Raw genomic sequence first — 13621 nt, 5'->3', positions numbered from 1 at the left:
ATAACTTAATGATAGCAAAATGTCACTATAATTTTACCCGTTTACAGCGTTATATGAATAATAGACCGGGTTGCCGGTACCATACCAATTAATTGATTATTTTTGAGCAAATGAGGGCATTATTAAGTTGTATTATTATTGTTTTGGCAATGGTTACCAGCCTTTTTGCCCAGGATAACGACCTGCAGCTGGCGAAACAATACAGCACCAACGGCGAACCGCAAAAGGCCTTTGAAATATATCAGAAACTATATAAACAGAATAATGAAAATTATTATTCATATTATATTAATACGCTGCTGAATCTTAAAAAATTTGACGAGGCCGAAAACGTTGTTAAAAAACTGGTGCGTAAACATCCAAATGTATCTGAATACCAGATTATGCTGGGCACGGTTTACACCCAGCAGGGCAACGTCAATAAAGCAGACGATATATACAATGCCCTGATAAAAAACCTGCCTGCCGACCGTAATGAGATATCCATGCTGGCCGGACAGTTTTACCAGAGCACAAACCTTGACTATGCTATTAAAATATTTCAGCAGGGCCGCAAAATATTAAATAATAACGAGGCATTTACCTATGAGCTAATAAACCTCTACCGTTTTAAAAGAGATAAGGCGGCCCTTACCGAAGAATATCTTAATTTTTTGCCTTCCAATCCCAGCTTTATCTCGCAGGCCGAAAACTCTTTTGTAACCATATATGAAGGTGATGCTGATTATAATATGCTGAAGGCGAACTTGCTGAGGCGGTTACAAAAAGATCCGCAGCAAATTATTTATACCGAGCTGCTTACCTGGCAATACATGCAGCAAAAGGAGTTTGACCTTGCCCTTAACCAGGCACTGGCTTTAAGCCGCAGGCAAAATGACGATGGCAGCAGTATTTTTGAACTGTGCCGCACCCTAAACTCAAACGAGGCTTATGATGCTGCCATACGCGGGTACGACTACATTGTTAGCAAAGGCAAAACACTTCCGTTGTATATCCCGGCAAAAATTGAACTCATCAACACCAAAAATTTAAAGATAACATCGGGCAAATACCTGCCTGCCGACCTGCTTGGCCTGGAGCAGGACTATACCGACCTGCTTACCGAGTTTGGCCGTAATAGCAGAACGGTTTTTGCAATGCAAAAGCTGGCTCAGCTGCAGGCCTTTAAACTGCATAAACTTAATGATGCGCAAAAACTGCTGGAGGATGCTGTAAATATTCCAAACATAAGGCCCGAGCTGCTCGCCTCGTGCAAGCTTGACCTTGGCGATGTGTACCTCATCAACAACCAGCCCTGGGAAGCTACCCTGTTATATAGTCAGGTGGAAAAAGATTTTCCAAATACCGATATAAATCAGGATGCCAAATTCAGGAACGCTAAACTGGCCTACTATACCGGCGATTTTATATGGGCTAAAGGTCAGCTGGATGTGTTAAAAGCCGCTACATCGCAATTAATTGCCAATGATGCCCTCAATCTACTGTTGCTTATTGCTGATAATACAGCGGCGGACAGTACAGGGGGAGCCTTGAAAATTTATGCGCGGGCTGATCTGCAGATATTTGCTGAACGCACGGATAAGGCACTGATAACGCTGGATAGTATTGATAAAAAATTTCCGAACAACAGCCTGAACGATGATATCCTGATGTCGAAGTCGCGGATATTGATACAACAAAAAAGCTATGCGGATGCTGTACCCCTGTTAAAAAAAATAGCTGATGGCCATCCTAACGACCTTTGGGCCGATGATGCTGTTTTCATGCTGGGCGATATTTATGAGAACCGCCTTAATGATAAGGCCAGTGCCATTGTATGGTACGAAAAGATCATAAAAAACTATCCCGGCAGTCTTTGGATCAACGAAGCCCGCAAACGTTTCAGGTTGTTGCGGGGCGACAAGGCGGATTCGTGAGTGTTCAGTGGTTCATTTGCTCATTGGTTCATTAGTAAATAGTTCATTAAGCATAGCTACTATTTGCGCCATTCAACTAATGAATAAGTGAACCAATGAACCAATAAACTAATAAACCATTTAACTATTTTTGCATCACCATGATTGTATATAACGACACCATAATAATTGAAGAAAGCATTCACGATGAATGGCTTAACTGGATAAAAACAGTTCATATACCGGCTGTAATGGCTACAGGCTATTTCAATTCCTACAAAATGCTAACGGTTATTGATTCGCCAAATGAAGGGATTACTTACTGCATACAATACAAAGCCGATAGTATTGAGCAGTTTCAGCAATATTATATGAACCACCTGTATAAGCTTCAGGCCATACATCAGGAACGTTTCGACGAAAAGTTTGTAATGTTTAATACGTTAATGGAAGAGGTGGAATAATGTTGGCCATGCACATAAATGAGCATTTCTGCTAAAAGCCTTTTCGGTTACTTTAAGGCGACATACAGCGTAGCCTTAGCCTCAATTGAGCGCTCTATGATAAGCTTATTCGCTCTGTATAGCATAAAGATTGCTTCGTACCTCGCAATGACGCGTGTTTTTTGGTATTTATGAGCTCCTGTGGTTCGTTGTCTTCGTACGCCAGGGGCGTGAAGAATGAACCAAATTACCTTTCCCCGGTCAGCAGATAAGCTTCGGGTGAAAGCAGGCAGAACACGTTGGACCGGTGCGGCCGGAAGGGCATCAGCAATTTTGCCTGAAGCGCAGGATGTGAGTGAACGCAGTAGCGGCAAAATTTAGCAGCCCGTGGTTCTGCCTGGTTTGCAGGGCAAAGGCCGTGTGCGGCAAAGAAGCATTTCTGGGGACTTGGTGTTATTCGCTTATAATTTGTTTTTATTGGAGCTCATTATCTCGCTTCGCTCGGTCTGGTTACTTTGTATCAAGACAAAGTAACAGCCTTAGCGGCAATTGAGCGCTCTGCGATAGGCATGTTCGCTCTGTATAGCATGCGGTTGCCACGCTATCGCTCGCAATGACATGTGAAGATGATGCTTTATTGCGAAGGGGTAACGATAGGCATATTTGCTCTGTATAGCATAGAGATTGCTTCGTGCCTCGCAAAGACGAGTGTTTATTTGCAAGCAAAGAAAATCTTTTGATATAAGACAAAAGCTCCCGGTAATTAACCGGGAGCTTTTTGTTATTTGGTGATGAGGTTATACAACTCATCCAATTTTGGTGTAAGCACAATTTCAATGCGCCTGTTTTTGGCGCGGGCCTCATTGGTTGGGGCCGGATCTATGGGCTGGAACTCGCTTTTGCCTGTAGCTGTTAATCTGTGCGGATCAACTTTTTCGGTTTCGGTCAAATAGCGGGTCACTGATGTGGCGCGCAATACGCTTAGGTCCCAGTTGTCTTTGATCTGACCAAGGTTTATTACCTTTTTATCATCAGTATGACCTTCAATGGCCATATTAATATCAGGTTCCTTATTCAGTACAATTGCAAGCTGTTTCAGGGCCGCTTTTCCTTTGTCGTCAATAATGATGCTGCCCGATGGGAACAGCAGCTTATCGGCGAGCGAAACATATACCTTTCCGTTACGGATATCAACCGTTAAACCGCTCTGCTGAAAACCAAGCAGCGCCTGCTGTAATTTATTTTTGAGCGCGTTGGCAGCCTCATCGCGTTTATGCAGAATGTCCTCTACCTCTTTTAAACGGGCTTCGCGTTTCTCCAGGTCGGCCGCCAGTCGTTTTAATTTGGACGAACTGGTGTTCAGGTTACTGTTCAGTGTACTGTTGTTGTTTCTTAAATCGGCCAGTTCGCGGTTCAGGCGCATGGTATCAGCCTTTAGTTCAAAAACCTGGGCTTCCAGCGTTTCGGTGCGGGTGGTTAGGGAGTCGCGCTCTGCTATCAAAGCTTTGTACGCCTTTGGCGACATGACCTTACATGAATAAAAGGTAAGACACATAGCAAAGGCCAACAGGTAGTAGGTGATCTTCATTGTATATAGGGTTATTCTTATGTCGGATGTTCGATTTCGGATATAAATAAATTTGAATGTGTTTGGCCTGGATTCAATTGAACCAGCCAACTAATATGAACCAACTAAGCAAGCGCGTTCCTTAAAAACACATTAAGCGGGTATATATGACTGCACACATCAGCAATTTGTTTGGCCGCGTCTTTTTTACAAATGTCCTTATCGGTTATTTTGTGCCAGGCCACAAAGCTTTTAAGCTTTAACAGGTCGATGTTCTCATTATCTGCGGCGTATCCCTGCGGAACTGTTTTCAGCTGCTCCTGTTTCCTGAAATCGCCAAATAACCTGATAAACTCTTTATCATCGATGATCTTTTTCAGGTCATGGGCGTTATAGTCAATTTCCTGGCGTATGGCTTTTAAATGTGACGCATCAGGCGTCCAATATCCGCCGCCAATAAACGAGTTATCTGGCTGTACCTGTAAATAATACTCGGCGCCGCCGGGTCGCAACCCGGTAGTGGGCAGGCTTATGCCAAAATTATTTTTATATGGGGTTTTGTTTTTGCTGAAACGGATATCGCGGTAAATACGCATTACGCATTTCTTGGGGTCAAGGGCCTCGTCAATGCCGGGGTCAATCTTGTGCATTTCGGTCAATAATTGGCCGGTAAATTCAATTACATTTTCGCGGGCTCTGTCATACCGCTCTTTATTATCTAAAAACCATTCACGGTTGTTATTAGCTGCAAGATCCTTCAAAAATTCAAGACTTTCCTGGTGTATCATCTGTATCTAAATATGGCTGGTAATGTATCTTGGGCGATAACCAATATAGCAAAAGCACACGCGAATATCTGAAATTTATAGGCGCAAGTGCAAAACAACCTAAAATTATGACACTTAAATACAACCACGGCGAATCGGAGTTATGGGTAATAAGGAAGGTAAGCCAGGCCAGGCCCAGGGCTTCGCCCACGTTTAGGGCGTAGCTTACGTACATGGCAGCGTAAAAATATCCCGGCTCAATTTCAAAGTACAAATTGCAGTGCGGACAGTTGAGGTTTATTTTGTTCGAAAAACTATAGGCGCCCCCCTGAAACATATTACCCCTGCGGCAACGCGGGCATTTACAGTGCAGCATGGCCCATGACTTTGGCGTTTCAGGCATAATGGGTGTAGATTTTGTGTGATTCGTTAAGTGTGGTTTCGTGTAATATTATATAGCTCGCCACCCAACACGAGCCCCAAAAACAGGCAACTTAATTGAGGTGCAGTTTTTCTTTACGTACGCTGATATCAATATTTTTACGGCGATATTTTTTGTACCACAGGTAACCGCCGGCAGCTGCTACCAGATAAGGCGCACCCAATAAAAATAAAATACCATTATTTAAACCCCTGGCGGCGTTGCCACCTCTTTGTGTATTTGTTTCAACCGTGGCGGCGCATTGCGCACATTGCGCTTTTACAGGCTGCCTGGTGCTAACCATAAAGCCCAGGGCTAATACAAATAATATAATTTTAAAACCCGTTTTCATACTGCAAATTTAACTAATTATTTATTAATGCGTATCCATTAAAAATGGTAATAAGGCTGTATCATCAGGTAAACAACAACACCCGACGCTGTAACATATAACCATATAGGAAACGTCCAACGTACCAGTTTCTTATGTTTTTCTACCTGCATTTGCAATCCGCGATAAAAACTTAACAAAATAAGCGGTAATACACCGGCGGCAAGTACAATATGCGGCACCAGAATGCTCAGGTAAAGGGTACGCATACCACCGGCAGCAGCGCGCTCAGCCGGCGAAAGCACACCGTCAAAATTGGCATCGCCATACAGGGTATCGTTCCTCATCAGGTAATGGAACAGGATATATGATACCAGGAATAACGACGACAAGCAAAAAGTGATAATATTAAGCCTTTTATGAACCTTTATATTGCCCTGTTTAATAAAATATAATGATGTAAGCAGCAGCACTGTACAGGTACCGTTCAATACGGCATTCAGCATGGGCAGGTACGGCGTAAATGCCGGGGCCACCGCTGGCCCGGGGATGAGGTGCCTGTTTAAAACGATAACAACAGTGATTACAAATATGGTAACGGCCGCAACAAAGCGGATTATAAATTTATCGGTCATAACTTAATATAAAGCTTTATCAACTTTGCGCAGCTCTTCGGCTATCAGCACCTTAATTTCATCAGTGAGGCGGTTAATATCGTTGGTATTAGCGCCTGAATAATATCCCCTGATGCGTTTTTCCTGATCTATCAGGATCAGCTTATCGCTGTAAACAAAATCATCGTTCCCGGCCTTCAAAGCATCAACCAAAAAACCATTATGAGCCAGGCTGTAAATTGACGTAGTATCGCCGGTTAAAAAAAGCCAGCGGTTTGACGCCGGTTTCAGGTTATCAGCATATTTCTTTAAAACAGCCGCTGAATCGCGCTGCGGGTCAACCGTGATGGAGGCGAAATACACCATTTTATTTTTCCGGTAAGTATCGGCAAGGTACCCGAGGTTACGGTTAATAGTAGTACAAACCGCGGGACAATGCGTGTAAAAGAACCCGGCTATAAATATTTTACCTTTAAAGGTAGCTTCGGTTACCTGCTTACCATCCTGGCCGGTAAGCGTAAAGGGAGGCAGTTTGTGGTAAATGGTATCCGGAATAAACTGTCCGTGAAACTTATGACCGGTTTTGGCCACCACTTTGGGGCCATAAATGGCCAGCGGTTTATACCTGTTTTTACCTTTGGCGGTTAGTAAATAATACAAAAATCCTGGTACTGCCAATATGAGCACCAGGATTATAATCTTTTTCCCTATGGTGGCCTTCATTACATCCGCAGGTCAATCCAGTGGTGGCTTTCGTTAGTAAGTACCAGGATCAAACCTATTATAAAAAGTATAGGCACTATAATGGCTAAGGCCAAACCCATTTTCTCAAACTTTAGGTGCATAAAATACGCAACTATATAAAATGCTTTAAACAAGGTTAAAACAATATAAACAGGGTTTGCATATTTTATATTCAAATAACCATGAGGCACTAATATAAGTGCTATAATAAACTCTACCGCGGTGATAGCCGACAGGATAAGAGCTACCTTTATTATCCTTCCCTTGGTCATTGATTGATGTTCGCCCTCTTCGTGGTGAACTTCGTGTGATTCTGTTGACATATAATATTTTTTATACTAAATAAAAGAATGTAAATACGAATACCCATACCAGGTCAACAAAGTGCCAGTAAAGGCCAACTTTTTCAACCATTAAATAACTGCCGCGTTTTTCGTAAGTACCTAACATTACGTTAACGGTAATAATGATATTGATGATAACCCCGGTAAATACGTGGAAACCGTGGAAACCAGTTATGGTAAAGAATAGGTTAGCAAACTCCTGCGCGGTCATGTGCCTTGCAGCCTCGGTTCCGCCTTCATTAAAGAACTTACCCAGTTCTTCTAAAGCAGGTGTGCTGCCCCACCAAAAACCTTCATGGTGCAGGTGCGACCACTCTAATGCCTGACATCCCAGGAACATAAATCCGCCTATAACGGTAGCTATCATCCAACCGATAACTTCCTTTTTAGCGTTACGATGTCCGGCTTCAACAGCTAATACCATGGTAACTGAGCTCAAGATCAGGATAAAGGTCATTATACCTACGAAAACCAAAGGTGCCCCGCTATCCGTTACACCGGGTACCGATTGGAAAACTTTATCTGCCGCGGGCCATACGCTTGCGCTGAAACGCAATGAGCCGTAAGAAATCAATAATGACGAAAAGGTAAATGCATCCGATAGGAGAAAGAACCACATCATTATTTTTCCGTACTCCACATTGAAAGGAGATCTCCCTCCAGACCACGGAGTTGTTTTTACTTCATCAATTTGTGATACTGCTGTACTCATTTGTACTTAATATATGGGTGTATTAATTTTGGTTCAAAAGTAAAAAAACATACAGATAAATCCATATAATTCCGAGAAAATGCCAAAAAATAGAGGTCATTTCCATTTTAAACAGGTTACGCACCTGCGGAATATTCTTGTATGCCCCCCTCAGGGTACTTAATAATAACAATATTGCTGCAATTATATGCACCAGGTGCATACCTGCAAATACGTAAACAAACGAACGCGACGCATTTTCATTCGAAAAATAGATCTGCATTTTGTACGCCAATACATACATGGCATATACTTGCATGGCAAAAAAGGCAATACCCAGTAAAAATGTGAGCCATAAAAACATACGCTGCTTTTGAAACTGAAGGCTTTTTGATGCCTTTTGCGCTAAAAATAAAGTAACGCTGCTTGCCAAAATAATAATGGTACTGTATAAAAATGCCTGTGGCATAATTACATTAAGGCCGTGTCCCTTGCCCCCGCTGTAAACGATGAACCCGCTGGTTAGTGCCGCAAAAAACATAAACGAGGTGAATATAAATATCCACATGTTGAATTTTTTGGGAGCCAGATCAAGCCTGTCGTTATCTTTTTGTATCTGAGCCATCATTTCACTTTTCCTATAAAATCAAACAAAAACATTAATTGCACAACCGGCAAATATATAAATGAGCCAAACATCAGTTTACGGGCCGACTCTATTTGCTGTGTGCGTAAAAGGCCCAAGGCCTGGTACAGGAATATTAAACTACATATTAATGATACCCCGCCTACATAATAACCACCGTAACCGTAAATGGTTGGCAGTAAGCTTACAGGTACCAATATTAACGTAAATATAAAGGTAATTACCGCACTTCCTAAATTGCGGTTACCTGTTGGCAGCAGGCGGAAACCCGCCAGCTTATAATCATCGTCCAAAACCCAGGCAATAGCCCAAAAATGCGGGAACTGCCACACAAACTGTATCCCGAACAATATTAAAGCTATGTCATCAATTTTTCCGTGAGCAGCAACATAACCAATAAGCGGTGGCAAAGCTCCGGGTATTGCTCCAACAAACACCGCTATGGGCGATTTTCGTTTTAACGGCGTATAAGCAAACGCATATAGTAAAATGCTGAATACAGATAATAAACCTGTTAATAAATTAAGGCTGCCCAATAAATAAGTACCGGCCATACCCATTCCCAGGCCTAAAACCAATGCCTGCCCGGTATTCATCTTTCCTGATGGTATGGGGCGGTCCATCGTGCGCTTCATCAGCTTATCCAGGTCTTTTTCTATAATCTCGTTAAAAGCATTGGCGGCCGAGGTTACTAAAAATCCACCTACAATGAGTTTCAACCAGTTTATCCAGTTGATATGATCGTTTGCCCTGCTGCCTATCAAAAATGATATGGAGGCCGAAAATACCACCAAAAAAGTGAGCCGTGCTTTAATCAGCTTTGAAAAATCGCTCCAGTTCATTTACCTGCCCCTCCAACATTCACGGCCCTGTATAAATTTAAAAGTAAGTAGAATTGAGCGCCAAATATCAAGCTCGCCAAAACAATGTGAGTTGCCTGTGCAAACGGCGGCAATGCCCAATATGATAATAGTATGCCGGTAACTATTTGCAGCATGATCATTAAAAAGGTAAAGCTCATCAGCTGTTGTTGTATGGAGTGCCTGCTAAACCGCCTGCGTAATAACACATACAGCACTACGTTGACAATTAATACCAATATGGCCATATCGCGGTGATGCAAAAATATATCGCCAGCGCTTACTATCCAATGGTTGCGGTACCCGCCCTGAAAGTGCGTTGCCACGGCATCAATTTTTTCACGCACTTCGGTACCAAAAGCTATTTGTAAAATACTCAATAGCAAAGCGATCAGTGTAACAACATATATAAGCCAGCTGGTATTTAACGTATTGTTGCCAAATACCGTTGCCCTGTGATACGTATATATTACTATAGCTAATATGGCCAGGGCCACCAGCATGTGCACAGTAACTGTCCAGGCCAGTAGGTTGGTTGATACTACTATTGAGCCAAGCCATGCCTGGAAACCAACCAGTACCACGTTGAACACACTTAACAGAGCAATTCTTTTGCTGCTTTTCCAGTAACTAAAGGCATATATAGCCGACAGGAGCAGAAACAATCCGGAAAGGGCACCAACCAAACGGTTAATATATTCTGTCCAGGTTTTACTTGCGTTAAATTCTTCGGGTACCAGTATTGACCGGTCATCGCGAATGCGCTGGGCCAAATCGCTGTAACCAAATATGTCAAGCGTTTTGGCAAAGCGCTGATTTTTAGCCAGACGCTTGTCAACATATTTTTGTTTGTAATCTTTAGGCAGGTCTGCGCTGCTTGTTGGCGGTATATACCTGCCAAAGCACTTAGGCCAATCAGGGCATCCCATTCCCGAACCTGTACTACGCACCACTCCGCCAGCCAGTATCAGCACAAAAAGCGAAACGATTGTTACAAGGTTAATTTTCTGGAACCTATTTTTGGATGCGGATATGCTCATTTACTGTAAGTAGTGAGTGGTGAGTGATGAGTAGTGGGCGCCTTTTTAAAGACAATGTCCACTCACCACTCACCACTCATTACTCACTCTATAATATCAGATATTTATTTTACTTGCTCGTTTGCTTTAAGCGTACTTGTAAACTTGTTAAGTTCCTCTAAACCTTTAGGGTTGTCTTCAAAATCATGAGGTAAGTTTGAGCTCATAGTTTGTGAAAAAGGAACGGTTTGAGGTATAAAATCCTCTTCGGCACCCGGCTTGCTATAATCATATGGCCAACGGTAAACGGTTGGTATTTCACCTGGCCAGTTGCCATGTAAATGCTCAACAGGCGTAGTCCATTCCAGGGTATTTGATTCCCATGGATTTTGAGTAGCTTTTTTGCCGATGAATATAGAAGATATAAAGTTGTATAGGAACGCAACCTGTGCACAAGCTGCCATAATTGCCGCCCATGTAATAAAGGTATTTACAGTTAACCAACGCTGCATGCTTACAAACTCGGTAAATGCATAGTAGCGGCGCGGTACGCCATCAAGACCCATGAAGTGCATTGGGAAAAATACCAGGTAAGCACCAATAAAGGTTAACCAGAAGTGCAGATAGCCCAGTTTATCGTCCATCATTCTGCCAAACATTTTAGGGAACCAGTGGTAAACACCGGCAAGCATACCAAATATAGCTGCCGAACCCATTACCAGGTGGAAGTGAGCAACCACAAAGTAAGTATCGTGCAGGTTAATATCCAGCGCTGCGTTACCCAGGAATATACCGGTTAAACCACCTGATATAAAGAATGACACCATGCCTATAGCGAAAAGCATAGCAGGCGTAAACCTGATATTACCGCGCCATAAAGTAGCTAGCCAGTTGAATGTTTTTACCGCCGATGGTACAGCGATGATCAGCGTAGTGATCATGAACACGCCACCAAGGAAAGGGTTCATACCGGTTACAAACATGTGGTGACCCCATACAATGAATGATAGTACGGTGATACCTATCAGGGAGTAAACCATGGCATGGTAACCAAAGATAGGCTTACGTGAATTTACCGACATTACCTCAGATGAGATACCCATTGCCGGCATAATTACGATGTATACCTCGGGGTGACCCAGGAACCAGAATAAGTGCTGGAACAGGATAGGGCTACCACCTTCATAAGGTTGCTGCACACCATTCAATACAATGTCTGACAGGTAGAAGCTGGTGCCAAAGCTACGGTCAAATATCAACAACACTACACCTGCAACTAATACAGGGAATGCCAGGATACCCAAAATAGCGGTAAGGAACAAAGCCCAGATGGTTAAAGGCATTTTCCAAAGGTCCATACCTTTGGTACGCATATTTAATACGGTACTTACATAGTTGATACCACCCATTAATGATGATGCCACAAACAATACCATACTGATAAGCCATAAGGTCATACCTTCGCCAGAACCGGGCATAGCTTTTGGCAAAGCCGATAACGGGGGATAAATAGTCCACCCACCGCTGGCAGGCCCTTTTTGTACCAGGAATGATGACAGCATAATTACACTGGCTAAAAAGAAGAACCAGTATGAAAGCATGTTCATGAACGGCGATGCCATATCACGCGCGCCAACCTGAAGAGGTATCAGTAAGTTCGCAAAAGTTCCGCTCAATCCGGCTGTTAATACAAAGAATACCATGATGGTACCGTGTATGGTAACCAGCGACAGGTAAAAATCGGCGCTTATGCGGCCGTTTGGCGCAAAACGGCCAAGCAATGTAGTTAACAATGGGAAACTTTTATCAGGATAAGCCAACTGGATCCTGAACAGTATAGATAATATCATTGCAATAACTGCCATGGTGATCCCTGTAATAAGGAATTGTTTGGCAATCATTTTATGATCCATGCTAAATACATATTTAGACAGGAAAGTTTCGTTATGATGATGTTCGTGACCGTGATCGTCGTGATGTGCTACTCCGTGGTCGTGAACTGCTAATGTTGACATATCGCTTATCTTAATTCTTATATTAATTATTTAACGCTAACCTATTTTGTGAACCTGTTTGTGACTGACCGGCCGCAGCAAAATGCAGCTCTTTTCTTAACTGGTCAGTTAAATAAGGTTTTTGCCTTGACAACCATGCCTGGTATTCGGCCTCGGTAACTACACGAACAACTTTTTGCATGTTGTAGTGACCGCCACCGCATATTTTATTACAATAAACTAAGTATTCAAATTTAGGATCGTCAAGTTTGGAGCGCATTTTCTCGGTAGTAATTGTTGGGGTAAATTTAAAATAGGTAGGCAATCCCGGTACCGCGTTAAGCTGAACCCTGAAGTGCGGCATATAAACGGAATGGATCACATCCAGCGCGAATATATTTAACCTAACTGATTTATTTACGGGCAGATACATTGTATCAACCTGCAGGTCATCAAAACTGCTTTTCTTTTTAAAATTAACACCTAACTTATTGGCGCCGGATATCATTCTGAAATCTTTAGGGCCTAACCTTCCATCCTTACCCGGGTAACGTAATTCCCACGCAAACTGATGGCCGGTGATATCAATATTTATAGAAGCTGGCTGACCTTTAGCATCTGTGTTATCCATAATTGTTTGCCAGGTGAAAAAGCCAAATACAACCAATATGGTTAAAACGATAGCCGGTGCAATGGTCCAAACTTTTTCAATAGTATTATTATGTGGTAAAAAGTGCGCCCTGCGTTTCTCTGAATGCCTGTAACCAAATAAGAACCCGAACAATAATATCTGGGTAACAAAAAACACGATCATGGTTAAAACGGTGGTGACGGTAAACATCTCGTCAATTTTAACACCATGAACAGATGCCGCTTCGGGCAGTGTCATGCTGCCTTGTACTGTAAATGACCAGTAAGCGCCATATAAACCGGCCAGCAGGAACACCAGGCAAATTACAGCCATTACGGTATTCCATTTCAAGCCCTTTTTGCCCTGTATCCTAAGGGTCAGATCGTATATTTTAAGAATTTTACCTACAACTGCTACACCAAGGCATACCAGGAAAAATAGCAGCAAATAATAGCCAACGCCTGTCCAGTCAACCTGTGGGGCTTCGGGCTGACCTGCTGCTGTACCTGCCGGCGCTTCAGTTTGTGCCATCAGCAGGTTTGTACCCAAAAGCATAAACGCAGTGATGAACGATAGTAATGTTTTAGAATTTATAAATTTTCTGAATCCCATTTTAATGTCTGTTTGGTATTCTTTATTTTGATGCAAAAATAA

The 13621-nt window shown here is 42.6% G+C and carries 15 protein-coding genes; 2 read left to right on the top strand and 13 right to left on the bottom strand.

What is annotated here, in order from left to right; translation table 11 throughout:
• Nucleotides 1-110 precede the first annotated feature (110 nt).
• Together J2W55_RS11935 and J2W55_RS11930 are read left to right on the top strand one after the other, a co-directional pair.
• Nucleotides 111-1916 (top strand): tetratricopeptide repeat protein, encoded by a 1806-nt coding sequence (locus tag J2W55_RS11935; RefSeq protein ID WP_310095943.1) that lies wholly within the window; start codon nt 111-113, stop codon nt 1914-1916.
• Between the two features lie 140 nt (nt 1917-2056).
• The gene (locus J2W55_RS11930; protein WP_310095941.1) at nt 2057-2359 is read left to right on the top strand and encodes a DUF4286 family protein; all 303 of its coding nucleotides are present in this window, start codon (nt 2057-2059) and stop codon (nt 2357-2359) included.
• Between the two features lie 760 nt (nt 2360-3119).
• On the opposite strand, the gene J2W55_RS11925 is transcribed toward J2W55_RS11930, so the two are convergent.
• From J2W55_RS11925 to J2W55_RS11865, 13 genes are all read right to left on the bottom strand, one after another.
• Nucleotides 3120-3926 (bottom strand): OmpA/MotB family protein, encoded by an 807-nt coding sequence (locus J2W55_RS11925; RefSeq protein ID WP_310095939.1) that lies wholly within the window; start codon nt 3924-3926, stop codon nt 3120-3122.
• Nucleotides 3927-4030: 104 nt separating this feature from the next.
• Nucleotides 4031-4693 carry a DUF2461 domain-containing protein gene (locus J2W55_RS11920; protein WP_310095937.1) on the bottom strand — a complete coding sequence of 221 codons (663 nt, stop codon included), beginning with the start codon at nt 4691-4693 and terminating at the stop codon, nt 4031-4033.
• Nucleotides 4671-5075 (bottom strand): DUF983 domain-containing protein, encoded by a 405-nt coding sequence (locus J2W55_RS11915; RefSeq protein ID WP_310095935.1) that lies wholly within the window; start codon nt 5073-5075, stop codon nt 4671-4673. The genes J2W55_RS11920 and J2W55_RS11915 overlap by 23 nt, the downstream gene beginning before the upstream one ends.
• Before the next feature lie 91 nt (nt 5076-5166).
• Nucleotides 5167-5445, bottom strand: coding sequence for a CAMCR motif-containing small membrane protein (locus J2W55_RS11910; RefSeq protein WP_310095933.1), 279 nt, complete (start codon nt 5443-5445; stop codon nt 5167-5169).
• Between the two features lie 38 nt (nt 5446-5483).
• Nucleotides 5484-6059, bottom strand: coding sequence for a DUF420 domain-containing protein (locus tag J2W55_RS11905; protein ID WP_310095931.1), 576 nt, complete (start codon nt 6057-6059; stop codon nt 5484-5486).
• 3 nt (nt 6060-6062) lie between these two features.
• Complete coding sequence (locus J2W55_RS11900; RefSeq protein ID WP_310095929.1) at nt 6063-6761, bottom strand: SCO family protein; 699 nt, start codon at nt 6759-6761, stop codon at nt 6063-6065.
• Nucleotides 6761-7105: a cytochrome C oxidase subunit IV family protein gene (locus J2W55_RS11895; protein WP_310095928.1), complete on the bottom strand. Its 345-nt coding sequence runs from the start codon at nt 7103-7105 to the stop codon at nt 6761-6763. Before J2W55_RS11895 ends, J2W55_RS11900 begins: the two co-directional genes overlap by 1 nt.
• A gap of 10 nt (nt 7106-7115) precedes the next feature.
• Nucleotides 7116-7838, bottom strand: a complete 723-nt coding sequence (locus J2W55_RS11890) for a cytochrome c oxidase subunit 3 (RefSeq protein ID WP_310095926.1) — start codon at nt 7836-7838, stop codon at nt 7116-7118.
• 22 nt (nt 7839-7860) lie between these two features.
• Nucleotides 7861-8445 (bottom strand): cytochrome c oxidase subunit 3, encoded by a 585-nt coding sequence (locus J2W55_RS11885; RefSeq protein WP_310095924.1) that lies wholly within the window; start codon nt 8443-8445, stop codon nt 7861-7863.
• Nucleotides 8442-9305: a heme o synthase gene (cyoE, locus tag J2W55_RS11880; protein WP_310095922.1), complete on the bottom strand. Its 864-nt coding sequence runs from the start codon at nt 9303-9305 to the stop codon at nt 8442-8444. The genes J2W55_RS11885 and cyoE overlap by 4 nt, the downstream gene beginning before the upstream one ends.
• Complete coding sequence (locus J2W55_RS11875; RefSeq protein ID WP_310095920.1) at nt 9302-10363, bottom strand: COX15/CtaA family protein; 1062 nt, start codon at nt 10361-10363, stop codon at nt 9302-9304. Before J2W55_RS11875 ends, cyoE begins: the two co-directional genes overlap by 4 nt.
• Nucleotides 10364-10467: 104 nt before the next feature.
• Nucleotides 10468-12357 (bottom strand): cytochrome c oxidase subunit I, encoded by a 1890-nt coding sequence (locus J2W55_RS11870; protein ID WP_310095918.1) that lies wholly within the window; start codon nt 12355-12357, stop codon nt 10468-10470.
• Nucleotides 12358-12379: 22 nt separating this feature from the next.
• Nucleotides 12380-13579: a cytochrome c oxidase subunit II gene (locus tag J2W55_RS11865; protein ID WP_310095915.1), complete on the bottom strand. Its 1200-nt coding sequence runs from the start codon at nt 13577-13579 to the stop codon at nt 12380-12382.
• Between the last annotated feature and the right edge of the window lie 42 nt (nt 13580-13621).

It is taken from the genome of Mucilaginibacter pocheonensis, from assembly GCF_031456535.1.
GTDB classification, from domain to species: Bacteria; Bacteroidota; Bacteroidia; order Sphingobacteriales; family Sphingobacteriaceae; genus Mucilaginibacter; species Mucilaginibacter pocheonensis.
Note: the sequence above shows the minus strand (reverse complement) of the source record. Positions and strands in the feature narration are given on the sequence as shown.